The organism is Campylobacter anatolicus (assembly GCF_018145655.1).
GTDB classification, from domain to species: Bacteria; Campylobacterota; Campylobacteria; order Campylobacterales; family Campylobacteraceae; genus Campylobacter_A; species Campylobacter_A anatolicus.
Window position 1 is genome coordinate 431,796 of sequence record NZ_JAGSSY010000002.1, and the last position, 25,056, is coordinate 456,851.

The following is a 25,056-nucleotide window of genomic DNA, read 5'->3' on the forward strand; positions in this document are numbered from 1 at the left end:
TTTAAGGGGCTTGTTAAACTGCCCCTTTTTTTATCTTTAATTTTTTATCATTGTGATTTGTTTAGTCATATGCTAGGTAAAAAATAAAATTTATACCCATTATCATTATATTAGCTATGATTTGTAGCGTTACTATTACTTATTTTCATTAAAAATTTATAGCGATAGATACAATTGCTAGTGGTATTATGGTGCATAATTTTATAAAACTATCCATTTTTGGTCTATTTTGGTAAATATTTGGTAACAAATTTTAATAAATTTGCTAAATTTTAAGGAAAATTTCAAAAATATGTATTATAATAGCTCCACAACAATTTCTTAAAAGGAGAATTTTATGAAACTAACTAAAATTAGTTTAGCAGCTTTGATTGCCCTAGGTGCATTTTCAAGCGTTGCGTCTGCGACACCACTTGAAGAGGCTATAAAAAATGTAGATGTAAGCGGTATGGCTAGATATAGATATACAAATAAAAGAGAAAGAGCAGGTGGACATTCTGGTTCTGAGTCAGGACATGGCTTTAAAATCATAACAGATTTTAAAGCTGCCATAGATGATAACTTCTTTGGTGTTTTAGGTCTTAGATATAATGCTACAGACGATTCAGGTAGCGGACATATGGGCACTAATAAAACAAATACAGATTCAACATTTAATGTATATAAAGCATATTTAGGCTATACAATCGGTAAAACTACCGTGATAGCTGGTAAGCAAGACTTAGGTACATTCTTTGATGATGACGCTATCGGCACAGGTATTAAAATTTTAAATCAAGACATAGAGGGCTTGACACTAGCTGCTGTCGCATTTGATGCACTTGAAAATCTTGACGGTGAGACTGATGGTGATTTATTTAAAACTGTTAGGGAAGCAGGCTATGATGCTGGTAACCTATATGGTGCTGCTATCATAGGCTCATACGATCCGATAAGCTTTCAACTATGGTATGCTACTGTTACAAATGCAGCTGATCTTATAGGTGTTGAGCTAGTTGGTAGCTTTGATATAACTGATGATGTAAATGTAGGCTTTACTGGTCAATATATCAACAATAATGCCGATAGCAAACTAAAAGGTACTGCAGGTTATAATGATGGTAACTACTATGCATTTGAGCTATCTACAGGACTATATGGTGCTGACATATCTGCTGGTTATATAGGTTGGAAAGCTAAAGATTATGGTGCAACATCATTTTCTATAGAAGATAAGGGTCATCTTATAGCACCAGGTGAGCAACTATTTAGCGATGAAGCAGAGGGCACAGACTATACTTTCGCAAAAGGTAAGGGTGATTTCTGGTTTGTAACACTTGGCTATGGATATGATAAATTCTATGGTGGTGTTGATTATATCAATGGTAAGGTTAAACTATCTGCGGATGACAAAATTGAGTATGAAGAGATTATGCCAAAGGTATCTTATCAATACAACAAAAAGCTTAAATTTAGCTCATTCTACTCATTCTTAACTAAAGATGTAAAAGGTGAGGGTGAGACTAAACAAGAGAAGCTAAGATTTGAGGCTAAATACTCATTCTAATATCGTTTAGTCTAACTAAACTCTACTTATCCCAAGTTGGTATCCCAGCTTGGGATTTTTAAATTTAAAAGATTAATTACCGTAATTTAATAATTTTAATTAAAAATTCTTATCATTTTTTTATTAAATTTATATTGTTTTATCTACCAAATCAAGCTAATTTCATCAACACTATTATCAAAAGTCTGGCTTTATTTAAACAACTTATGATATAATCACGAGTTATTTATAAATTTATGGCACATTATAAGGAAAGTATATGAAGGTATTAAAAATTTCTTTTTTAGCGTCTTTGTTTGTGGCGAGTGCTTTTAGTGCATCGCAAGTGTATTATATACAAGCTTATGGTGACTTTGGCAAGGAGCTTGCAGATATGGCACAAAAATATGCAGATGAGAAAAATCAAAAAATTTCGATATCAGTTGATGAAGATCCAAGACGCTATAAAGACAATAGAATTTTAAAAATCGGAGTCGATCATAAAGGGCGATATAGTGTATCTTTGGGTGCTGAGCTTTATGCGAAAAAGTGTGCGAGCTGTCACGGCGATGATGCGAGTAAAAAGCCATATGGCTCAACCGCACTTAAAGATATAAGTGCACAAGATATAGAAGACTCTGTAGTATCATATAGGAGCGATCCGTCATTTGGCGGTAGTGGCAAGATCATCATGCAAAATGAAGCTAAATTTTTAAGCAACAACGACCTTGGTGCTATCATCGCCTTCTTAAAAGGTAAAAATGCATTAGTCGAGCAAGACAAAAGCGAAAACAAACCTGTCTCGACTGAGAAAAAGCAGGGTAGTTATCTAAGATAAAATTTAAAGATATTGAAAAGAGGTGTGTATGTTTAACTTTGTGTCCGCATTTTTTAGTATGACCTCGGCTATAGTGCTAATGATAGTTTTTGCCATAGGAAGTGGCGTAGCAACTATAATCGAGACTAAAACCAGCACTGCAATGGCGTGGATGTATGTCTATGGAGCGAGTTGGTTTGCGTTGGTGCAGCTATTGCTTGGTATAAATTTAGCTTATAATGTATATAGATATAAGCTAATAAATTTAAAAAAACTTCCAGCGTTGCTGTTTCACGTTGGATTTTTAGTGATATTGCTTGGTGCCGGTATAACAAGATATCTCGGTTTTGAGGGTGATGTCCATATAAGAGAAAATAGCGAAACAAATATAGTAACAACAAAAGGCTCACATCTATCGCTTAGCACAATAGTAGACGGTAATGAAATTTTTGCTCAGATTCCAGTTGGTTTAGAAAATGTAAAGAAAGGCTTCAAGCTAGATCTAAAACTTCCTGATGGTAATGCACAGCTTGAGTATGTTAAATATATACCAAATGCAGCTTATAAATTTGTAGAGGATGAAAGTGGTAAGCCGGTAATAGATCTAGTTATATCAAATCAGAGCGAGAGAGAGGAGATATATCTATTAGAGGGCGAAGAGGTTGTGGCTGGAGATATTAGCTTTATATTTAACGCTATGCCAAAACAAGGTCAAAAGTATGTGCTTTTTACCTTTGAAAATAATAAATTTAATATAACATCAAATCAAGAAATATCTAAATTTTCAATGGCTGACAATGTTAAGGTTGCATTTGAAGCCGGAAGTGTAAATGAGTTTTTACCTATGCATCTTTATACGATAGCTGGTGTAAATTTCGCACCGCAACTCATATCTGCCAAGGCTAGCAAAAAGCTAGTAGAGACGCAAAATAGCGAATTTGACGCACTTATAGCAAAGTTAAGCTATAACGGAGATAGTAAAGAGATGACGCTATTTTTTAACTTGATAGAGCCTACAAAGGTTGTCATGAAAGATAGATTATTTACTGCGTCGTGGGGACTTCAGCAGATAAGATTGCCATTTAGTTTGTATCTTAAAGATTTTGAACTTAAGCGTTATCCAGGCTCTAACTCTCCGATGAGTTATGCGAGTGAAGTTGTGGTTAAAGATGGCGATGCACCGAGTTTTGATTATAGAATTTATATGAATCATGTACTTGATTATGACGGATACCGCTTTTTCCAAAGCTCATACGATCAAGATGAGCGTGGCACCATACTCTCTGTCAATAAAGACCCAGGTAAAATTCCAACATATATAGGATATTTTCTTTTAGGTATTGGATTTTTGCTAAATGTTATAAGTCCAGATAGTAGATTTAAAAAGTTAGCTCGTTTGATAGATAGAGATAGTGTTAAAAAGTTAGCTTCGTTTTTGGTGGCTGGTATAGTGGCTTTTAGTGCTAGTGAGGTAAATGCAGCTGACTTTTTACCAAATGTCAGCAAAGAACACGCTGATAAACTTGCTAGATTGCTAGTGCAAAGTCCAGACGGCAGGGTAAAGCCGTTTGATACACTTAGCAAAGAGGTTTTAAATAAATTTCATAGAGATGATAGCGTCGGGTCACTAAACTCAAATCAAGCTATTTTATCGATAATGGTATCGCCTGATTTTTGGCGAAATGAGCCAATCATCGCTGTGGGTACAAGCAAGGAGCTAAAAAAAGAGCTTGGCATAGATGAAAATGTCAAATACGCTACTTTTAATGACTTTTTTAAATTTAGCAATGATGGCGGAAGTGAATACAAGCTGACTAAATTTGCTGAAATAGCTAACAGAAAACACCCAGGCTCACGAAATGTGTTTGATAAGGATGTGATAAAGATAGATGAACGTTTAAATGTATTTTATATGATATTTATCGGTGAAGTTTTTAAAATTTTCCCTAAGCAAGATGACCCATCAAATTCGTGGTATTCACCAACTTCTGCGATGATGTATTTTTCGCCAGAAGAGGCAAAATTAGTAAGTGCGATGATGCAAGATTATTTTGTCGCAGTTGATAATGGTGTAAAGACACAGGATTGGAGTAAGGCTGACGCAGCTTTGGATAAAATTTTTACCTATCAGCAAAAGTATGGTGCGGCGATTATCCCAAGTCAAACAAAGATAAATATGGAGCTTTTATTTAACAAGGCTCAAATTTTTGACAGATTAACACCTATTTATCTGCTCGCTGGTTTTGTACTTTTGATATTTGTCTTTGTTAAAATGCTCGCTCCAAAGGTTAATATCGATCGCGTAGTAAAGGCTGTTTATGGTGTAAATATGCTGGCTTTTGTAGCTCATACGATAGGTCTAGCACTTCGCTGGTATATCGCAGGACACGCACCTTGGAGCAATGCGTATGAGTCGATGGTGTATATAGCGTGGGCTCTTGGACTTAGTGGTATAGTCTTTTCAAAACGTAGTCCAATAGCCATCGCTTTAACATCTATACTTGCTGGTATCACTCTATTTGTCGCACATCTTAGCTGGATGGATCCACAGATTACTACGCTTGTGCCTGTCCTTCAAAGCTATTGGCTAACAATACACGTTTCAGTTATAACGGCTAGTTATGGATTTTTAGGGCTTTGTGCGTTGCTTGGCGGTTTTGTTTTATTGCTGATTATAATGCAAAATAAAACAAAGCCAAACCCTGAAATCTCACGCAATATCACAGAGGCTACACGTATAAATGAGATGGCGATGATACTTGGGCTTAGTCTACTTACACTTGGTAATTTTCTTGGTGGCGTGTGGGCTAATGAGAGCTGGGGACGCTACTGGGGCTGGGATAGCAAAGAGACGTGGGCATTAGTATCAATACTAGTTTATGCTGCGGTATTACATATGCGATTTGTACCAAAGCTAAATGGACAATACGCTTTTGCAGTCGCATCATTTTTTGCCTACTGGACGATTATAATGACATATTTTGGCGTGAATTTTTATCTTGCAGGTATGCACTCATATGCTGCAGGAGATCCTCTACCGGTGCCAAATTTCGTATATATCGGACTTTGCATAATGTTTGCTATGTCTATACTAGCATATTTTAAGCGTCAAATTTGTACTAAATTATAATATGATTTCAAGCAAGATCATTGTAGTTTTTATCATAGTGGTCTTGCTCGTAGCTATTGCCATTTTGTTATTTGCTCTTATTAAATTTATCTCAAAAGGCGACACACAACCACAGCAAAAGGTATCTAAAATCTCATCGGCACAAACAAAACAACTTAATATAAACGACCTTTTACGTATGGTATCTGATCAAAATTTAGACAAAAATGCTTTGTTTGGGCTGGTGCGGTATTTTACTGCAAATTTAACTATACCACTAAAAGTAGAAAATAAAATTCCAAAAGAGGCAAATGCCTATTTTAGTTTTATTCTGCTTGTTTGTTCACATAAAAATGTAGACGCAAAGCTCATCTCATACTTAGATACAGAGACAAAAAAGAAAAATCCAACCTACGTTATACAGATAGAAGAGAGTGAAAATCAAGGTATAAAAAATCGTAAAAATCGTAAAAACTAGCTATTTAATATTAAATTCAAATAAATTAGCATAAAGTTAAAATATAGCCAATTATTATAAAAAATAAATAATCAAATCAACTACATTTTTTATAAAATAGGGAGTAGTTGTGCTGTCTATTTCATTATTAATTAACTACTATGGACTATTAAGCTTATTATGATAGATATTGTAAAAAAGATATTAAATATTTTATTGCATATTAATCAAATTTGATTAATATTTGTAAAGTAATGTAAAAATATTTTTACCACCTTATTTTAAATAAAATCATTGTAAATAACTATTTAAACGCACTTTTTAAAATTTTCCTTACTTTAAATTCTTATAATTTTACATTTGTATGTTTTATGGTGCTAGTATCGCTGTTGTTAAGACTAAACAAGGCATTGAAGCTAGAGTGATTAATATCGAAAATGCAACTAAGGGGTATTAGATTAAATTTACTCCGAGTTTTAAGCAGATTCCATATATTATAGCACTCATAAGTCCAGCGAAAAATCCAGCCACCATATCATCTCCCATTACCCCTAGTCCACCTTTTACATCTTTATCTATCCTACCGATGATAGATGGCTTTGTGATATCAAGCACTCTAAAAAATACAAATGAGAGCAAAATTTGAGTTATAGTTCCGCCACTTATAGCGATCGCCAACCATACACCAGCCACTTCGTCAATTACTATATGTGAGCTATCGTGTTCGCCTACACTTTTTTCGTATTCGTTTATGATACTAATGCTTACTAAAAATAACAATATACTTGCTAAAAACAAAGTTGTATTCGAAAATGCTAAAAGCACTAGATATGCTACTATCGCCCCAGCTATACTTCCCCAAGTCCCAGGTGCTTTTGGTAACAATCCTATGCCAAAAAATGTCAAAAATAGTTTTTGCATAAAATTCCTTTTTTGATATAATTGTATCTAAAAATATATAAAAATTTAAAAAATTATTTAAAGATAACTTAATTTCTAATATACTACTATTAATTGAGTAAAAATGAAAAAGTTAGCTTTAGTTGTATTGCTATTATCGTTTGCAATGTCTGTATTTGGTATAGATTGATATTATGCTAGTGATGGTTGTACTAAAGTTTATCCGTATGGAGAAGACAGAAGTGAGTGTGATACAAAAAGAGATATTTACAAAGAAGCTGCAAAGAGATTGATTTGTAAATTTAAAAAACTTGCTAGTTTTGATTACATTATCAAAAGGATTTAAAATGTTGCTTTTGGTAGGGAGTGCATTCCATTTTCTTTGCGTGATATTTATGACGCCTTAGAGAGTGCGAAAGGCAGGATATAAAACAAAAAGTAGACAAAAAGAAACATTTTAATGAGAAGCCTATCCAAGAGATAGAAATTTCTCAAAAAAGTACAGAAAAGATTAATGTATTAGTCTAGTTAAATTTGGCGTTTGTTTAAAACGCCAAATTTACTTTATGTCAATGATGATGTTTGATACAACTTCATAAGCTCAACGTAAAAGTCGCGATCTGTGTGACTTTCAAGCAGTCCAGAGTTTGGAAATAGATCATCACATAGCTTTTGTAGCCCTTCAAAACGCTTTGGATATAGTTCACTTAGCACTATCGCCGATATATCAGGTCGCACCAGTATAGCTGGTGGCATAATGCCTTTAAAAAATAGCTCTTTTATCGTGGCTGGATGGTATTTGATATGATGATGTTGTCCGTGTGGGCATGTTTTTGTGCTAACAAGAGTCTTGCACTCATTACAATATACAAGCTCAGGCAGCACAACTATATCCATATTTAAGTCATTTTTATAGCGGTCTAGTATTGTGTGAGCTTGATTACTATCAAAAAACATACCAATACCTGAGTGGTTTTGTCCTATAACAAGCTTATCTGCACCGATAGAGTGAGCTGTTATACACTCAAGAGTTGGGTTTGTATGTGAGTTAAAAAGCGTCGTGTTTTCAAGAGGAAATACAAAAACTCTATTTGATGGTAGATAATTTTGAGTAAAATAATCAAGCACACGCTTTCTTAGTGCATAATCAATATGCCTCTCATCAAGCGTCCTAATGAGAAATATAATCACAAGATCGGTTTTATCTATTGTCATTCGCACGAGTCGTTCGTGTGCCCTATTAAATGGATCTGCAGTGATAAATACCGCCGTTATGCGTCTAGCTTTCATATCTTGTATAGCTTTATGTAGTCGCTGCTTCGTCTCCTTCATATTTTCATTATAAATTTCAAAATCCCCACTGATGGAGTATTCTCCTAGCCTTAGTTGCTTACCTTTGGCTGATTCATTTGCTAAAAATATATTATTTTTACGCGTTTGAGCATCAAGCCTAAAAGTATCTTTGACCCTTATCTCGCCGACTACGCGATCTTTTAATACAATATCAACTATATCGCCATTTTTTAGAGTTTTTATTAATTGCTGATTTATATCGCCAAATGGAGCAAAACCAAATGAATAAGGCATTGGTTCACCATCAAAGTAGCCACTCTCATTGACGCTTTTTATCTGATCGTAGTCCATAAATGAGTTAAAATTTGATAATAGTTGATTTTTTATCAGTTCAAGTGTGCCATAAGCCTCTTTATTTATAAAAATTTGTTTATTTTTTCTTAATGATGTCATATTTTTTTCTCTTTTCCCAAAGTGATTTGCGTGAAATTCCGAGTTTCTTAGATAGCTCCGTATCAGGGAATCTATCTTGGTAATTGCTTATTACATATTTTATATAATTATCAATCGTTACGATCTCATCTATGCTAAAAAGTTGATCATTATTTGCTATCTCAAGTGTCTCAAATGGGGCACTTTGCTCGAGGTCGGTTGTGGAGATAATCACTTTTTTCTTATAAACGGCGACTAAAATTCTATCACGCTCATCTTGTTTTAAAAGCTGAAAATTCGTGATATAGATATGTTCTTGAGCATTTTGTTTTATCGCTTTTTCTACATCGTTAAAGCTTGTGGCTGGAGTAAATATAAATAGATTTTTTGTCATTTGCATAAATGTATAGACAAATTTATCAGCGTAGTTTATCTTTGGTGTTTTTATAAGCAACGGTAGCTTTATTTTTTTAGGATCAAATTCATTTATTTTAAAATGTTCAAGACTATATTGTATGTAGTTTTCATAGTTTTTTACTATGGATTTTATACGCCTATGCTCTTCAAAGTGGTTTATCTTTCGCACCAGCTCTTCTATCATAAATGGCTTTTGTATGTAATCATCGGCACCAGCTTGTATCGGTTTTAGCACTGTATCGCTGCTAATATAGGCTATTAAAAGTATAATGATACGCTCTTTAAATTTATCAATTATTGGGTAAAAGTCTTGTCCAGGAAGTGTGGTAGAAAGTAACACAACATCAAAGCTATCATCCTTTCCGATCGCTTCTTTCACGCTTTTTGCAATCTCGCACTCATGACCTAAATCACCTAGTTTACTAGCCATTGAGCCAGCTAGATATATCTCATTTTCTACAATTAGTATTCTCATTTTTTAGTCCAGTCATAATATTTTAAATTTACACTTGCGACTACGGCTATGCCTTCGCCACGTCCGATAAAGCCTAGCTTCTCTGTCGTTGTCGCCTTAACATTTATGCGATTTGGTGCTATTTGCAGAGCATTTGCGATATTTAGCTCCATTTTTCTTTTAAATTTAGAGATTTTTGGGCGTTCTGCCATTATCGTGATATCAGCATTTACTAGTTCATATCCAACGCTTAAGATTTTATCATATGCCATTTTTAGTAAAAAAATTGAGCTAATATCTTTAAATTTATTATCCGTGTCAGGGAAAAGCTCGCCTATATCACCAAGTCCAGCTGCACCCAACATAGCATCTGTGAGTGCGTGTAGAGCGACATCTCCATCGCTATGAGCTTTAAGCCCGAGTTCAAATTCTATCTTTTCTCCACACAGCCATAATGGTCGCCCTGTTTTAAATTGGTGTACATCAAAGCCAGTGCCTACAAACTGCTCAGTGCTTGGTGGCATTAATGGGACTTTGGTAAGGTCATTTTTAGTTGTTATCTTATGTGCTAGTTCATCGCCTTGAACATACCATACGCTACCGCCAACAGCCTTTATCGCCGAGCTATCGTCGGTGTAGGTAATTTCAGTTTGCAATGCTTTTTTCAGTAAATTTGTGCGTGAGAGTTGTGGAGTTTGTATGAGTTTGACTCGCTCACGATCAATTTGCTCATCGCCCAAATAGGCGGTGTCTGCTATTTTTAGAGCTGGGACAACGCAGTCAGCTTGTTTTGAGCCGTCTATTATCTTTAAAAATAGCTCACGAGTGATACACGGACGAGCTATGTCACTAACTAAAACAAACTCACTACTTAAAACAGCAAGTGCGTTTTTTAGACTCTCCTGGCGTGTCTCGCCACCTTGGATAAATTTATAATCAGGGGCAAACCTAGCCATATATTCGCACTCTTTACTAACTACTATAATATCTTTAAACGTGTAAAATTCACTCAAATTTTTTGTAGCCCTTAACCAAAGTGGATCATCGCCGATACGAAGCCACTGCTTTTTTACAGGTAGCTCAAAACGGCTAGAACTACCAGCTCCGAGCATTATCAAAGAGATATCAAGCAAAACTCATCCTTTCAGACTGATAATAAATTTGTGTAGTTTTATACATTTTTTGTATAATAACTTTAAAGATTTAAATTTAAAATCTAAATTTTTATATTATAATTTTGTAAAAATGTTACGATATTATACACTTTTAAAACTTGCATTTTACTTGTTTATAAAACTTTTTGCAAATTTAAAAATTTGCATTTCAAATCTCCTTTAAAGCATAAAAGAAGTTAATTTGTAGTAAAATTGTCCGATTTAATTTGGAGATAAAATGAGAAAAGAGTGGGTTAAGAGCCGAGTAAATGACGCAACACCAACGCAGATGTATTATGCCAAGCAAGGTATCATAACGCCTGAGATGGCTTATGTGGCTAAGGTTGAAGCCCTTGAGCCTGAGTTTGTCAGAGATGCGGTTGCGAATGGTAGGATGATAATACCAGCCAATATAAATCACACAAACTTAACTCCAATGGCTATCGGCATAGATGCTAAAACAAAAGTAAATGCAAATATAGGCAACTCAAGTATGGCAAGCGATATAAGTGGTGAGCTTCAAAAGCTTTTAGTTTGCTTAAAATACGGTGCTGACACGGTGATGGATCTAAGCACTGGAGGCGATCTAGATGCTATACGCACAGCAATCATCGCTAATTCAAGTGTGCCAGTAGGCACGGTGCCGATGTATCAGATCATCCACGATGTTTGTGATATAGAAAATTTAAATATTGAGACAATGCTTGAAGTACTTGAACGTCAGGCAAAGCAAGGGGTAAGCTACTTTACGATACATGCTGGTTTTTTGCTTAAATTTATGCCACTTATTTCAAAGCGTAAAATGGGTATTGTAAGCCGTGGTGGTAGTTTAATGGCAACGTGGATGATGCACTATCATAAGGAAAATCCATTTTATGAAGCCTTTGATGAAATTTGTGATATTTGTGCCAAATATGATGTTGCACTATCCTTAGGCGATAGTTTGCGTCCCGGATGTTTGTATGATGCTACAGATGAGGCTCAGCTAAGTGAGCTTAGAATTTTAGGCGAACTGACACTTCGTGCGTGGGATAAAAATGTGCAGGTTATGGTAGAAGGGCCTGGACACGTTCCACTAAATCAGATAGAGTATAATGTAAAATTGCAACAAGAGTGGTGTCATAATGCACCATTTTATGTGCTTGGCCCACTGGTGAGTGATATCGGAGCTGGGTATGATCATATAACATCAGCCATAGGCGGGGCATTGGCGGCATCTTATGGCGTGGCGATGCTTTGTTATGTTACGCCAAAGGAGCATTTGGGGTTACCAAATGTAGATGATGTAAGAGACGGCATTATTGCTCACAAGATAGCAGCACACGCGGCCGATATTGCACGTGGTAGGGCTGGAGCTATAGAGCGAGACCATGCGATGAGTGATGCTAGATATGCGTTTGACTGGAATAGGCAGTTTGAACTAGCACTTGATCCTGATAGGGCTAGACAGCTACACGATGAGAGTTTACCACAGGATGTGTTTAAAGAAGCACATTTTTGTTCTATGTGTGGACCAAAGTTTTGTGCGTATAAAATTTCACAAAAGATAATAAATGATCAAAATTAAAATTTTTTATTGTTACAAACACTTATGGTTTTATGTAGTGAAGTAAAATATGTATAAATGGCGTTATTGTCGGTGATTTTTAGCGAGTTAAAGATGATAAAGATCATACTATACGTTCGGTATTTTGCGAAGCTTTTGTCAAAATATTTGGAATTTAAAAATTTAAAGGAGAAAAATGTTAAGTAAAGATCAAGTGTTAGAGCGTCTAAAAGGTGTTATCTATCCTGGATTTGAAAAGGATATCGTGAGCTTTGGCTTTGTTAAAAAAATTGAAGTTGATGACAAGATAAAAATAGATGTTGAGATAGTTAGTTCAAATCCCGATGTGGCAAATGAGCTAAAAGTGGATATCTCGCGAGTTTTGGGTGGCGTGGAGGCTGATATAAATATCATTCAGCCAAAAATGCCAAAAGAAAGTTCAAATTCACAAAGTGGTAAAAATATAGCACCGCAGATTAAAAATTTTGTTATGGTTAGCTCGGGCAAAGGCGGTGTTGGTAAAAGCACAACTACACTAAATTTAGCCATCTCTATGGCAAAGCTAGGTAAAAAAGTTGGTATCTTGGATGCTGACATATATGGGCCAAATATCCCAAGAATGCTTGGCGAGATAAATACTCAGCCACAAGTTATAGGCAACAAACTTCGCCCTATCACTACTCACGGCATAGAGATGATGAGTATGGGTGTGCTTATGGAAGAGGGCACAAGCCTTATTTGGCGTGGCTCAATGATAATGAAAGCGATAGAGCAACTCTTAAAAGATGTGCTTTGGAGTGAGCTTGATGTGCTATTTTTAGATATGCCCCCTGGTACTGGTGATGCACAGCTTACATTAGCTCAAAGTGTGCCAGTAACCGCTGGTGTATGCGTGACAACCCCACAAGTAGTCGCACTTGATGATAGTAAGCGTGGTCTTGATATGTTTGAGAAGCTCCATATTCCTATCGCTGGTATCGTTGAGAATATGAGTGGCTTTATTTGCCCTGATAATGGCAAGGAGTATGATATATTTGGCAAAGGCACAACAGAAGAGCTTGCAAAATTTTATAAGACTAAAATTTTAGCCGAAATTCCTATTGAACCTGCCGTTAGGATAGGCGGTGATAGCGGTAAACCAGTGAGTTTTTATGAGCCAAATAGTGTAACTGCAAAACGTTACGAGACTGCTGCTCGTGAGCTTTGGGAGGCTATAGAGGCTATAAATAATGATGGCGGTGCGGATAATTCAAGCATTCAGCCTATTATGGATGGCAAATCCGCGTGTAGCAAATAATGTAACAAAGATGTAAATTTGCTAGGTTTAAGCAATTTTACATCTCATATAGATTTATTTTATTTTATTTAATATTTATCGATCTATTTGACAACCTTTAGATGCATACCTTAGTTTTATGGTAGTATCTTGAAGCTATTTAAAGTTTTGTCATAGGCACTAATCCTCATAACTACTGTTAATAGTAGTAAAATATCAAGTTTGAATATTGTTGAGATAGGCTAAGTTGTTTGATCTTGTCTCATATGACAAGATCGCTATTTGTCATTAATTGCTGGTAGTTGGTTAACATTAGGATTGTTAGAGTTTGATAGCGACAAGTCTGTAACACTTTTAAATCCTAGCTATTTTAAATAAAATGTCGATAGTTAATAGGTTCGGAAGCAAAAGTTATAGCAATGTTTAAAATAGTGTGCTTGGTAGTATTTTCAAATTTGAAAGTTTAATCAAAGATCATAAAATGACTGGACATTTCTGGAATACTCGCTTACCGATGTTTGCTAATTCTGATAAAGAAGATATGAGTAAAATGGTTTATCAACAAGATAGAAAACTTAAATATAGATAATACTTTAGCTATTAAAGTTATATCTGATCTAATTTATTGTAAAAATAATTTTAAGTCTACTGATATGCGAGCATATCTAGATAATCAAGAGAATGTAATTGCTGTAGATAATAAGAGACTTATTAAATTGTCTAAAAGGTAAACAAATATTAAATTTTGTCGATATATTTTAAAAGTCTTTTAAAAGGATTTATAATCATAGGATATCTTATCATTCCTCAACCCCTACACAATCTTCTCAGCCCAAAGCAGATATCAAAAGCTAACCAACTCAGACACTAAAAATTTCTTTGATACTTATGCTAATAAATATGGCTGGATAGATCTAAGAGACAATAATATATTTAACAAAGATAGCGGATTTAATAACTTTGCTTATGAAAAGATTGGTTTTGATGATAAATTAAAGCTTAGTGAGTTTAATCCTTGAAGCTAAGAGTATGAATGATGAAGAGTTAAATGAGCTTGATTTTAAAACTATTGCTATTAAACAATATGATAAATTTGTAAGTTTAAAAGAGCTTGGAGCAACATCGATAAGTAAGATAGTTAAAAACAATGATATAAAATTTTTAATACATCTCTGTTTTTCCAACTTCCTTATTTTTTATTTATCTGTCTTTTTTATAATCTAGCTATTCGATTCCATTGTTATGCCGGATTATTTGGTTTTTATTGCTATTTAATAGTATATTTTGTATTTAGTTTCTGTTTTGATAAAGACTTATGAGGAGGAGAATTTTTGTATATTTTAGCATATCTTGAAGCTTTAATTTTGCTTAAATGCTTTGATAAACTAGATATTTAACGATAAAGCTTCATTGTTGATGATTTAAAACTCAATGTTTACATTATTGATTAATAACTAGGTTATTCGTCTTGCACTATTTTACTTATCCACCTTTTTTTCTGTCAAGACACTTTATTTGTAGTATTTATTAAATTCTTAAATATTTACAAAGGATTTTATTTTGCTATTTGTCTAAAATTTGAATATACTTTTTAAATTTTTACTGATTAAATCATTTAAATTAACTTCAAAGAATCTGCGTAATTATAGGTTTAAATTTATCACAAATATAAAATCTAAAATGATATTTTAAACAATATTTTGCTACACTTTAGAAAAATTTATAAGGATAAATATGTCAAAAATAGATATAAATTCAGTCGATCAGTTTAAGGAATTTTGTGAAAATTTAAGAGTAAAAGATGGCTATCGCGATCCTGTTGCATTTGGTGTAGCAAGAATAGATCGTGGTCAGATAAATATGAGTAAAACATTACAGACAAGTTATGCTGTTGTAAATTTCAAAGAGAGCTTTCTCTCGGCTGCTGCACTTGTTTGGGCATTAGAGCAAGATGGTGTGATGGTTGATTTTAGTGGCAGTGAGTTCGTGGCTAATTTTTCGCAAAATGCTGTAAATAAGGCATTAGAACTATTTAATGTGTTTATAAATGATCTTGAAAAGCATAAAAACGTGCAAGTGCTAAAGGCAGTTAAAGAGGCTTTTGAGAGTAAAGTAGCAAAAGATGGCGATTTTAAAGTTGTATTTATGTTTGATGACGCAAAACCACAAAGCGTTGAGATTGTGTATCTTAAGCTCTACTTGTTAAGTCTGCAAAAAGTACCACTTCGCTCACTCTGCCTTGATGGAGCGTTTGGAGTATTACCAAATGTCGCGTGGGATGCAAACAATAAGCCAATAGAGCTTGAATGGTTGCGTCAAAATGAGATAAATCTAAAAATGAACGGCTCTTATCCAGCAATCGTTAGCGTAGATAAATTTCCACGTTATCTAAGCCACGTAATCCCAAGCGACAATGTCCGCATACTTGATACCGCAAAGGTCAGAATGGGTGCTTCTATCGCTCATGGTACGACTGTAATGCCCGGTGCGAGTTATGTAAATTTCAATGCTGGCACAACTGGTAGTGTAATGATCGAGGGGCGTGTGAGTAGCTCGGTCGTTGTGGGTGATGGTAGCGATATAGGTGGTGGTGCATCAATTCTTGGTGTGTTAAGTGGTACAAATGGCAACCCTGTTGGCATCGGTAAAAACTGCCTTCTTGGAGCAAACTCAGTTACTGGTATACCGCTTGGCGATAAGTGTATCGTAGATGCCGGTATTGCTATTTTAGAAGGTACAAAGATCTTTATAAGTGATGAAGACCGCACACAACTTGCAGCGATAAATGCTGGATTTAAATTTGATAAAGAAATTTATAAAGGACTTGAACTAGCCGGACTTAATGGTCTTCATTTTAGGCAAAATAGCCAAAATGGTCGTATTACCGCAAGTGTATCAAAACGTGCTATAAAGCTAAACGAAGCACTTCATTAAGAGTCAAAACTACAGAGAGGATGATATGAAAAAGGTCGCAATACTTATGTATGATAAGGTGAATTTGCAAAGTTTTGCAAGTATTTATGCGTTTTTACATAGTTTTGATAGAGTAAGTGTTAAGTGCTATGCCTTTAAGCCTGAGATAACAGATGAGTTTGGGCTGCGACTACATCCTGAAATTCATAGCGAGAGCCTTTATGGTGTTGATTTGCTAGTCGTACCTGATGGCATTGGAGCATTAAGTCTACGTTATGATGAGATATTTTTAAGCTGGGTAAAGAGTGGATTTAGTGCGAAAGTTAAAGTAGGGCTTGATCTTGGTTCGCTCGTGCTTGGTGGAGCTGGTTTTTTAGAAAATCGTAGTGCAGTTGTACGTGGTGGATATAAAAATGCACTTAGTGAATACTGTGAAGTTATCGGCGGTGAATACTGTGAAGACTATGGCATATACTCATCAATTGGGCTTACACAGAGCCTAAAAAATAGACTAAATGAGATATTAGAGCAGGGATTGGATTAAATTTAATAAAAAATATATTACAGAATTTAGTTTATTTTTTGAAATATAACACTACATAATTTAAATATGACAAGAAGTAAATTTAAAATGTTGACTTTGACATACTGTTAAATTTAAATGTTTATAAATTAAACCCAATTCTCATAGGCTCACTTCACTTTTTTACCATTTTTATTGATATAAACCCACTCATCGCTTTGCCACTTTTTATATTCGCCATGGGTTATTTCACTGCATTTTATGGCGACTTTAGCAATACCATTTTCAAACGGATAGGCACATCTGAATTTTGGCTTGATTACTATTTTGTGCGTGCTAGGCTCAAAGTAGCCTATTAGACCATTTTTGTCCACTATACGCACCAGTCCATCATGCTCGTAGTCATTGCCATTATCGTAGAGAAAAAATTTATATAAAATTTTACTGTTTTTATCGACTATTACGGAGTTTGTACTGTTACTTATTATGCCAATTTCAGTTGCGTTTAAACTACAAAATGTTAAGAAAAAAGTGATAAAAGCTTTAAATTTAAACATTTCAGGTATCCATAGCGACATTATCCCAATCATCCTCTTCATCCATATCTACAAGCCACCATAGCCCAGCACGACGTTCTTTTACGACGCTCTCATCAAGTCCTTGCGGTGCTTGGCGTCCATTTATACGAGCATCCACACATGCCCAGTGGTAGCGGTATATGAGATCTGCTTCGTCTAAAATTTGCTCCACATCACGCAGTTTTGTTGCTGCCACTAACTCGTCCATACTATTAAACTGCGTTACAATACTGATTGCTACATCAATATCTATGATAGTATCAGGGAATTTCAGCTCATCCACAAAGCCCAAGGCCCACACCAATGCCCAGTAGCTTTCGAATTTCCACGTAGCATTTATTATATCTTGTTTGGTTGCTTTGTTTTTTAGTATCTTTTTCTCTTGTTTTGTTAGCTTGTTTCTAACGCCAAATTTATCTATAAAAGCGTCTATAGCCTCTAGCGTCTCTTCATACTCGCCACGGTCTATAGAAAGTGCCATAATGATACTAGCCAAAGACGTGACGGCTCTTTTTGCGATATTTTCTACACTTCTGCGTTTGACCTGACTTGCGTCACTAAGGTATGGTAGTTGTTCAAAGTATGGTACATTTTCACTTTTTAATCTTGTTATACTTTCGATTCTACGCTGCTTAGCTGTTTTCATAAAAGCTCCTTTAGATTACTCTACTGTTACTGATTTTGCTAAATTTCGTGGCATATCCACGTTATTTCCAAGTCTTATGGCTACTTCAAGTGCAAAGAGTTGAAGTGCGATCATCATCTCAAAAAACTCGCTCATAGGGTGATCTTGCTTACTTGTTTTAATAAAGTCATCACTTAGCTCAAACTCTTCAGGGCTGATGGCTAGGATATATGCGTCTCTTGCTGCAAGCTCTTCAATATTGCTCTTAGTTTTTTCATACAAAAGCGTATGTGGCATAAGTGCAATGGTAAATAGCTTCTCATCAGCTAGTGCGATTGGTCCGTGTTTCATCTCGCCAGATGGGTAGCCCTCGGCGTGAAGGTATGAAATTTCTTTTAACTTTAAAGCACCTTCAAGTGCAAGTGGATAAAATATATCACGCCCGATAAAGAAAAATCCATGTCCGTGCATATAGTGCTTACTTAGGCGTCTCATTTTCTCTTGTAGACTCGTATTTATGTTTAAAATTTGCGGTATATGAAGTAAGGCTTTGATCTCGTTGTCTAGTTCGGTTTTATTTAGTGTCGCTTTGGCTTGTGCTATTTGAAGCACAAGTAGCCAAAGTGTGATAATCTGCGTAGCAAACGCTTTTGTGCTAGCCACGCCTTTTTCTATGCCTGCACGAGTTAGTAGAGTGTTATCAGCTATGCGGACTATCGATGAGTTATCTACGTTACAAATGGCTAGAGTTTTTAGCTCATTTGCTTTAGCGATTTTTAGGGCTTCAAGCGTATCAGCTGTCTCGCCACTTTGACTGATGACTATAAAAAGAGCATTTTTGTTTAGCTTTGGTTTGCGGTATCGAAACTCGCTAGCTATCTCAACTTTTGTTCGAACATCTGCCAAGCGTTCAAATAAATAACTAGCCACAAGTGCGGCGTGATAACTCGTACCACATGCACAAATCACGATGTCATCAAGCTCTTTTAGATACTCATTGCTTAAATTTTCTAGCACGACTTTGCCGTTTTTCACACGCCCCATAAGTGTCTCTGCTACGACTGTACTTTGCTCATAAATTTCTTTCTCCATAAAAAATTTATAGCCCTCTTTTTGTGCGTAGCTCTTATCTTTTGGCAGTGGTGTAAAGTTTTGAGCTAAAGCCTTGCCATCTTTAAAAATAGCAATCTCGTCAATGCCTACAAAGCCATAGGTTTTATCATCTAGGTAGCAAACATCACGTGCTACGCCGATGAGCGGTGCGTCTGATGAGGCGAAGTATAGCTCTTTTGCTTCGCTTTTACCTATCGCCATTGGAGCGGCCTCTTTTGCAAAGAAAATTTTATCAGGAGCAAGTTTTGTTATAAGCAGTGTCGCGTAAGCACCTTTTAGCCGCCCAACCATCGCTTCATATGCCTTAAAAACATCATTATCTCTACGCTCTTTGAGTGTCTCTTCAAATAGATGTACTATAACCTCGGTGTCTGTTTGGCTAACAAATTTAACCCCTTTTGCTTTAAGCTCATCTTTAAGTTCTTTAAAATTTTCAATAATACCGTTATGCACGACAAAGCTAAATTCTCCAAGATGCGGATGTGCGTTGATCTCTGTTGGTTTTCCATGAGTTGCCCAGCGTGTATGACCTATCGCTACGCCAAAGCCATTTGAGCTATACTCTTTTGTCTTTTCGGCTAAATTTTCAAGCTTACCTACAGCCTTAAAATAACTTATTTCACCACTGCTCATCACCGCCATACCAGCACTATCATATCCACGATATTCAAGCTCTTTTAAGCCATTTAATATCACACTCCTTTTTTCGGCATCACCTATATATCCTATTATTCCACACATATTTTACCTTTGTAAATTTTTGCAAATTATAGCATAGCTTTTAAATTTAAAGCCAATAATCAAAAATAAATTTATAATTTTATAGACGTTTTTGCTTTAAGTTAAAAACAAAGTGAGTACAAAAGTTGCGTAACTTCTAATTTGAACCAATAAACTTATAAATTTATATCTAATTTTGCAAAAACAAAGGAAATTTTACGTATAATCACCCCATAAAATAAGCTTAGGATAAAATTTGAAACTACTTGATAAATTACAAAGCGGTGAGCGTTTGAGTGCCAAAGAGGTATTTGGGCTTTATGATTTAGAACTATTTGACTTAGCTAAATTTGCAAATGCAAGGCGGGTAAAGCTGTATGGCAAAAAGGTCTTTTTTAACATCAACCGCCATATCAATCCAACAAATATCTGTGCTGATGTCTGTAAATTTTGTGCATTTTCAGCACACAGGAAAAACCCAAATCCATATCTAATGAGCCATGATGAGATAATGTCTATCGTAGATAAAGCTGTGCAAACAGGCGTAAAAGAGATACATATCGTCTCGGCTCACAATGCCACAAGTGGCTGGGAGTGGTATCTAGAAATTTTTAAAAAAATAAAACAAAAATATCCGCAAATCCACATTAAAGCACTAACTGCGGCTGAGATTGACTTTTTGTCTCGTCGTTATGGACTTAGCTATGATGAGGTGATAGAAAAAATGCTAGAATATGGCGTAGATAGTATGCCTGGTGGCGGAGCTGAAATTTTTGATGAGCGAGTAAGGGCGAAAATTTGTAAAGGTAAGGTAAGTTCAGAGAATTGGCTAAAAATTCATAAAATGTGGCACGATAAGGGCAGACAGAGTAATGCAACTATGTTATTTGGGCACATTGAAAGCCGTGAAAACCGCATAGATCATATGCTTAGGATTCGCTCGGTACAGGATGAGACCGGTGGATTTAACGCATTTATACCGCTTGTATATCAGCGTGAGAATAACTACTTAAAAGATGTTGCATTTCTTGGTTCGGTTGAGATTTTAAAGACTATCGCCATATCTCGCCTTGTGCTTGATAATGTCCCACATATCAAAGCTTATTGGGCTACTTCTACACTAAATTTAGCTCTCATTGCTCAAGAGTTTGGAGCCGATGATATAGATGGCACAATACAAAAAGAGAGCATACAAAGTGCGGCTGGGGCAGCTAGTGCGAGCGGAGCAACGACAAAGACATTTTGCGATCTCATACGTAGCTCTGGACTTGTGCCAGTTGAGCGTGATAGTCTTTATAATGAGATAAAAATTTATTAAATTTAAAGGGGGTTGAGATGGACTTTTTTAAACTTAGAGAGCATAAAACCAGCGTAAAACAGGAGTTTAATGCTGGTTTTACGACATTTTTGGCGATGATGTATATTGTACCGACAAATGCTTTTATCATGAGTCAAGCTGGTATGCCATTAGATGCACTCATAACAGCGACTGCACTTATTACGATATTATCGACGATATTTAATGGACTTTGGGCAAACACGCCAGTGGCGATGAGCGTTGGTATGGGGCTAAATGCTTATTTTACCTTTGGACTTTGTATAGGTATGAATGTGCCGTGGCAGACTGGGCTTGGCATAGTTTTTTTAAGTGGTGTTATTTTTGTGGTGTTGTCCTTTACAAATTTTAGAATTTGGGTTATAAAATCAATTCCAGTTGATCTAAGACGTGCTATCAGTGCTGGTATTGGGACATTTATAAGTTTTATCGGACTTCAGCAGATGGGCATTGTGACAAATAATGATGTAGTGCTTGTAGGTCTTGGAAATTTTAAAGAGCCAAATGTACTTTTAGGAATTATAGGCTTAGTTCTTGTCGTTGCATTTTGGGTATGGAGACTTAAAGGAGCGTTTATACTTGCAGTCTTTGCGACATCTATCATAGCTTGGTTTTTTGGTATTGCACCTTATCCAACTGAGCTTTTTTCGCTTCCAGCATCAATCTCACCGATATTGTTAGAATTTGATATGACTAGCATATTTTCTGACGCAGTTGGGAATTTAAGCCTTGCTCTTGTGCCTGTTATAGTAGTGTTTTTCGTTACTGATCTTTTTGACTCTATTGGTACGCTTGCTGGCGTAGGAACTAGGGCAGGGATATTTAGCGAAGATAGCTCAGAAGGTATCCATAAGCTAGAAAAGACGCTTGAAGCTGATGCTATCGCTACTGTTGCTGGCTCACTCATAGGTGTTAGCACTACTACCTCATTTGTAGAGAGTGCGAGCGGTGTAGAAGAGGGTGGACGTACTGGACTTACGGCAGTATTTTGTGGAGCATTGTTTGCTATGACGCTTTTTATGTTGCCTTTATTTAAGGCTATTCCGTCAAATGCTATATACCCAGTGCTTGTAATGGTTGGCGTGCTTATGTTTAGTGAAATTTCAAGTGTAAATTTAAAAGATCCAGCTACGGCTGTAGCGACATTTTTTATCGTTATGCTTATGCCTTTGACATACTCGATCACAAATGGATTGGCTTTTGGCTTTATGGCTTATATTATCATTAAAATTTTACGTCGTGAATGGAGAGAGATAAGCGTCGGTATAGTTGTGCTTTCACTCATTAGCCTATTAGTATTTTTGGTTCATTAGGAGAGAGAATGGTATTTTACACATATGAAGAATTTGCGGTTGATGTTGCTAAAATGGCATATGAGATAAAGGAGGAGTTTGCTCCTGATGTGATACTAGCAGTTGCTCGTGGTGGACTTACACTCGGACATTCACTCGCTGTTGCACTTGATAATCGTAACCTTTTTACGCTTAATTCTATCCACTATGAAAATACAAATAAGCTAGACACAATTAGCGTTTTTAACGTCCCAGATCTATCTAAATTTGATAAAATTTTACTTGTAGATGACATTATCGATAGTGGCGAAAGTATGGTTGAGATTAAACGTCAATTACTAAAAAGTTATCCACATTTGCAGATAAAAATAGCTACTATTTTTTATAAGAAAAAGGCACTTTTATTGCCTGATTATCGTGTTAAAGAGGCTCACGAATGGGTTGAGTTTTTCTGGGATATACATATTTAATGGAGACAAAAGATGAGAGAGCTTATGCTAAGACATAAAAATTTAACACTTACTCTCATCTGCCTTATTGACGCTTTATTTTTGGTATTTTGTGTTTCAAATTTAAGCATAAGTTATTACGAAGCGTCAATATTTTTTGAAAAAAATAATGCAATAAGTTATATCATAAGAGCTAGTTGTGCGGTGTTTGGACGTAATGATTTTGCTTTGCGTCTACCAATGATTATTTTTAATATTCTTAGTATTGTTCTACTGTATAAAATTAGCAAATTTTATATAAAATTTGAGTTTGATCGTATCGTTAGTGTTATACTTTTTGTTCTTTTACCAGGCACTTTAACAAGTGGTGTAGTCGTAGATAATGCTGGTTTTTGTATGATGCTAACACTACTTGTTGTATATCTTTATCACTCTAAATTTTATCTGCTTTTTTATATTGTTTTTATATCACTTGTAGCTATAGATCGCGATTTTATGGTGCTTTATCTTGCATTTTTCTTTTTTGCGACAAATCGCAAAAATATACGCCTTGCTTGGGTGAGTGGGCTTTTGCTTTTGTTTAGTTTTTACCTTTTTGGCTTTGACACACGCGGGCGACCTAGCGGACATTTCATCGACACGTTTGGTATTTTTGCGGCAGTTTTTTCGCCGTTTGTTTTTTTGTTTTTTATCTATACGCTTTATAGAATTTGGGTTAAAGAGAGCAAAGAGCTACTTTGGTTCATAGCTACTAGCTCGTTTTGTTTTTGTATGATTATATCTATTCGTCAGCGACTTCAGTTAGAAGAGTTTTTGCCGTTTTGTTTAATCGCCACACCGATCATGGTTCGTGTATTTTTTAACTCTTATCGTGTGAGATTGCCACAATTTAGAAAAAAGTATAAAATTTTTACTGCTCTTGTTCTTGTATTTTTATATTTCAACTCGATTACTCTAGCACTCAACCCCTTGCTTTATACAATCATGCACCACCCAGACCGCCATTTTGCTTATAAATTTCACATAGTACGTGAGCTTTCAGATGAGCTTAAAAAGCTTGGTGAGACAGATATTTACGTTCGAGATTATAAGCTTGGACTAAGACTTAAATTTTATGGCATATATGCAAGCGATAGTGCGAAAAAAGAGCTTATCGATACAAATTTAGATAAAACATCGCAGATAAAGATAGAAAAATTTGATAAACTCATAGCTAGTTTTGATATCGTGCCGATATGAGAAGAGCTTTTACATTTATAGAGATTGTTTTTGTTTTAGTTATTATTAGCATTCTTTCTGCTATTTTTGCACCAAAGATGAAAAGTAATAGTCTAAAACTTGCTACCGAGCAGATTGTATCTCACATTAGATATACACAACATCTCGCAGTTAGCGATGATAAATTTAGCCTTAGTGAAGATGAGTGGTATAAGGGTTATTGGCGGATATATTTTTATAGTGAAAATAGCGGTGCTGTTTGGCGATATGCTGTGTTTTTTGATGAGCGACGTAGAAGCACTTTTAGTGGTAATCCAAATTCGTTAGATAAAGTAGCAAATGACCCAAGTAATGCTCAAAAGAAACTAATATCTGGCTTTCAAAAGCAAAATTATGATGATAAAAAGCTAAATAAAAAGCTAAATTTGACAAAAACATATGGCATAAATAGCGTTAAACTGACAAATTGCGGACAGCGATCTACTAGTATAGCTTTCGACAACCTTGGCAGACCTCATTCCGCCATGCAAAATGCACTTAGAGCAACGGATAAAATGTTAAGCAAGGATTGTGTTATAACATTATTTGATAAAAATGGAAACCAAGCAAAGATAACTATTTTAAAAGAGACTGGATTTGTAAAATATCAAATTTTATAAAATATTTTGTTTTTGTATTATGTTTTCAACATACTTTAAGCTTCCCTTGTATATAATTCCAGCTCACGAATTAAGAAACCACCTTTAACTTACATGTTAATAAAGCCTTTTCTTTATTTATCGTTGTTCTTTAACTTAACAATGTTAAACTATTAGTCAATCTTTGAAATCTAAACAAGTGATCGATTGAGCCATATTTAACTCAGGCTTTCTTTGGAAAGTAGAGTTAGATAAAAAACTAAATATCTTT

Annotated in this window: 20 protein-coding genes; 13 read left to right on the top strand and 7 right to left on the bottom strand. The window is 35.3% G+C overall.

Annotation, left to right across the window (positions count from 1 at the left end; genetic code table 11):
• Positions 1 to 337: 337 nt before the first annotated feature.
• The 4 genes from KDE13_RS05245 to KDE13_RS05260 all read left to right on the top strand — a co-directional run bounded on the left by KDE13_RS05245 (position 338) and on the right by KDE13_RS05260 (position 5,929).
• Positions 338 to 1,546, top strand: coding sequence for a major outer membrane protein (locus KDE13_RS05245; protein ID WP_212143028.1), 1,209 nt, complete (start codon positions 338 to 340; stop codon positions 1,544 to 1,546).
• Positions 1,547 to 1,805: 259 nt separating this feature from the next.
• The gene (locus KDE13_RS05250; RefSeq protein WP_212140945.1) at positions 1,806 to 2,363 is read left to right on the top strand and encodes a c-type cytochrome; all 558 of its coding nucleotides are present in this window, start codon (positions 1,806 to 1,808) and stop codon (positions 2,361 to 2,363) included.
• 28 nt (positions 2,364 to 2,391) lie between these two features.
• Positions 2,392 to 5,472, top strand: coding sequence for a cytochrome c biogenesis protein CcsA (locus KDE13_RS05255; RefSeq protein WP_212143029.1), 3,081 nt, complete (start codon positions 2,392 to 2,394; stop codon positions 5,470 to 5,472).
• 1 nt (position 5,473) lies between these two features.
• Positions 5,474 to 5,929, top strand: coding sequence for a fatty-acid--CoA ligase (locus tag KDE13_RS05260; protein WP_212143030.1), 456 nt, complete (start codon positions 5,474 to 5,476; stop codon positions 5,927 to 5,929).
• Positions 5,930 to 6,361: 432 nt separating this feature from the next.
• Here KDE13_RS05260 and KDE13_RS05265 read toward each other — a convergent pair whose 3' ends face one another.
• The 4 genes from KDE13_RS05265 to KDE13_RS05280 all read right to left on the bottom strand — a co-directional run bounded on the left by KDE13_RS05265 (position 6,362) and on the right by KDE13_RS05280 (position 10,537).
• The gene (locus KDE13_RS05265; RefSeq protein ID WP_212140948.1) at positions 6,362 to 6,829 is read right to left on the bottom strand and encodes a phosphatidylglycerophosphatase A family protein; all 468 of its coding nucleotides are present in this window, start codon (positions 6,827 to 6,829) and stop codon (positions 6,362 to 6,364) included.
• A gap of 543 nt (positions 6,830 to 7,372) precedes the next feature.
• Entirely contained in the window at positions 7,373 to 8,554 is a 1,182-nt protein-coding gene (locus KDE13_RS05270) for a sulfate adenylyltransferase (protein WP_212140949.1), read from the bottom strand.
• Positions 8,532 to 9,425, bottom strand: coding sequence for a response regulator (locus KDE13_RS05275; protein ID WP_212143031.1), 894 nt, complete (start codon positions 9,423 to 9,425; stop codon positions 8,532 to 8,534). Before KDE13_RS05275 ends, KDE13_RS05270 begins: the two co-directional genes overlap by 23 nt.
• Complete coding sequence (locus tag KDE13_RS05280; protein WP_229204366.1) at positions 9,422 to 10,537, bottom strand: bifunctional 2-C-methyl-D-erythritol 4-phosphate cytidylyltransferase/2-C-methyl-D-erythritol 2,4-cyclodiphosphate synthase; 1,116 nt, start codon at positions 10,535 to 10,537, stop codon at positions 9,422 to 9,424. Before KDE13_RS05280 ends, KDE13_RS05275 begins: the two co-directional genes overlap by 4 nt.
• Before the next feature lie 259 nt (positions 10,538 to 10,796).
• Here KDE13_RS05280 and thiC point away from each other — a divergent pair, with 259 nt between their 5' ends.
• The 4 genes from thiC to KDE13_RS05300 all read left to right on the top strand — a co-directional run bounded on the left by thiC (position 10,797) and on the right by KDE13_RS05300 (position 16,837).
• On the top strand, positions 10,797 to 12,125 hold the full coding sequence (gene thiC, locus KDE13_RS05285; protein WP_212143032.1) for a phosphomethylpyrimidine synthase ThiC: 1,329 nt from the start codon (positions 10,797 to 10,799) through the stop codon (positions 12,123 to 12,125).
• 175 nt (positions 12,126 to 12,300) lie between these two features.
• On the top strand, positions 12,301 to 13,401 hold the full coding sequence (locus KDE13_RS05290; RefSeq protein WP_212140952.1) for an Mrp/NBP35 family ATP-binding protein: 1,101 nt from the start codon (positions 12,301 to 12,303) through the stop codon (positions 13,399 to 13,401).
• Positions 13,402 to 15,114: 1,713 nt separating this feature from the next.
• The gene (locus KDE13_RS05295) at positions 15,115 to 16,314 is read left to right on the top strand and encodes a tetrahydrodipicolinate N-succinyltransferase N-terminal domain-containing protein (protein ID WP_212143033.1); all 1,200 of its coding nucleotides are present in this window, start codon (positions 15,115 to 15,117) and stop codon (positions 16,312 to 16,314) included.
• A gap of 25 nt (positions 16,315 to 16,339) precedes the next feature.
• The gene (locus KDE13_RS05300) at positions 16,340 to 16,837 is read left to right on the top strand and encodes a type 1 glutamine amidotransferase family protein (protein WP_212143034.1); all 498 of its coding nucleotides are present in this window, start codon (positions 16,340 to 16,342) and stop codon (positions 16,835 to 16,837) included.
• 149 nt (positions 16,838 to 16,986) lie between these two features.
• Here KDE13_RS05300 and KDE13_RS05305 read toward each other — a convergent pair whose 3' ends face one another.
• From KDE13_RS05305 to glmS, 3 genes are read right to left on the bottom strand one after another with little or no spacing between them, the layout of a single operon-like run.
• Complete coding sequence (locus KDE13_RS05305; protein ID WP_212143035.1) at positions 16,987 to 17,394, bottom strand: hypothetical protein; 408 nt, start codon at positions 17,392 to 17,394, stop codon at positions 16,987 to 16,989.
• Positions 17,375 to 18,040, bottom strand: coding sequence for a DUF4272 domain-containing protein (locus KDE13_RS05310; protein WP_212140956.1), 666 nt, complete (start codon positions 18,038 to 18,040; stop codon positions 17,375 to 17,377). The genes KDE13_RS05305 and KDE13_RS05310 overlap by 20 nt, the downstream gene beginning before the upstream one ends.
• Positions 18,041 to 18,055: 15 nt before the next feature.
• Positions 18,056 to 19,873: a glutamine--fructose-6-phosphate transaminase (isomerizing) gene (glmS, locus tag KDE13_RS05315; protein ID WP_212143036.1), complete on the bottom strand. Its 1,818-nt coding sequence runs from the start codon at positions 19,871 to 19,873 to the stop codon at positions 18,056 to 18,058.
• A gap of 235 nt (positions 19,874 to 20,108) precedes the next feature.
• Between glmS and mqnE the strand changes: the two genes are divergently transcribed.
• Genes mqnE through KDE13_RS05340 form a run of 5 tightly spaced genes read left to right on the top strand, consistent with a single transcriptional unit; the run spans position 20,109 to position 24,806 of the window.
• Positions 20,109 to 21,170 (top strand): aminofutalosine synthase MqnE, encoded by a 1,062-nt coding sequence (gene mqnE, locus KDE13_RS05320; RefSeq protein ID WP_212143037.1) that lies wholly within the window; start codon positions 20,109 to 20,111, stop codon positions 21,168 to 21,170.
• Between the two features lie 17 nt (positions 21,171 to 21,187).
• Positions 21,188 to 22,501, top strand: a complete 1,314-nt coding sequence (locus tag KDE13_RS05325) for an NCS2 family permease (RefSeq protein ID WP_212143038.1) — start codon at positions 21,188 to 21,190, stop codon at positions 22,499 to 22,501.
• 8 nt (positions 22,502 to 22,509) lie between these two features.
• Positions 22,510 to 22,950 carry a phosphoribosyltransferase gene (locus KDE13_RS05330; RefSeq protein ID WP_212140960.1) on the top strand — a complete coding sequence of 147 codons (441 nt, stop codon included), beginning with the start codon at positions 22,510 to 22,512 and terminating at the stop codon, positions 22,948 to 22,950.
• A 12-nt stretch (positions 22,951 to 22,962) separates the two neighbouring features.
• Positions 22,963 to 24,168, top strand: a complete 1,206-nt coding sequence (locus tag KDE13_RS05335; protein WP_212143039.1) for a glycosyltransferase family protein — start codon at positions 22,963 to 22,965, stop codon at positions 24,166 to 24,168.
• Positions 24,165 to 24,806: a pilus assembly FimT family protein gene (locus KDE13_RS05340; protein WP_212143040.1), complete on the top strand. Its 642-nt coding sequence runs from the start codon at positions 24,165 to 24,167 to the stop codon at positions 24,804 to 24,806. The genes KDE13_RS05335 and KDE13_RS05340 overlap by 4 nt, the downstream gene beginning before the upstream one ends.
• The last annotated feature ends 250 nt before the right edge of the window (positions 24,807 to 25,056 follow it).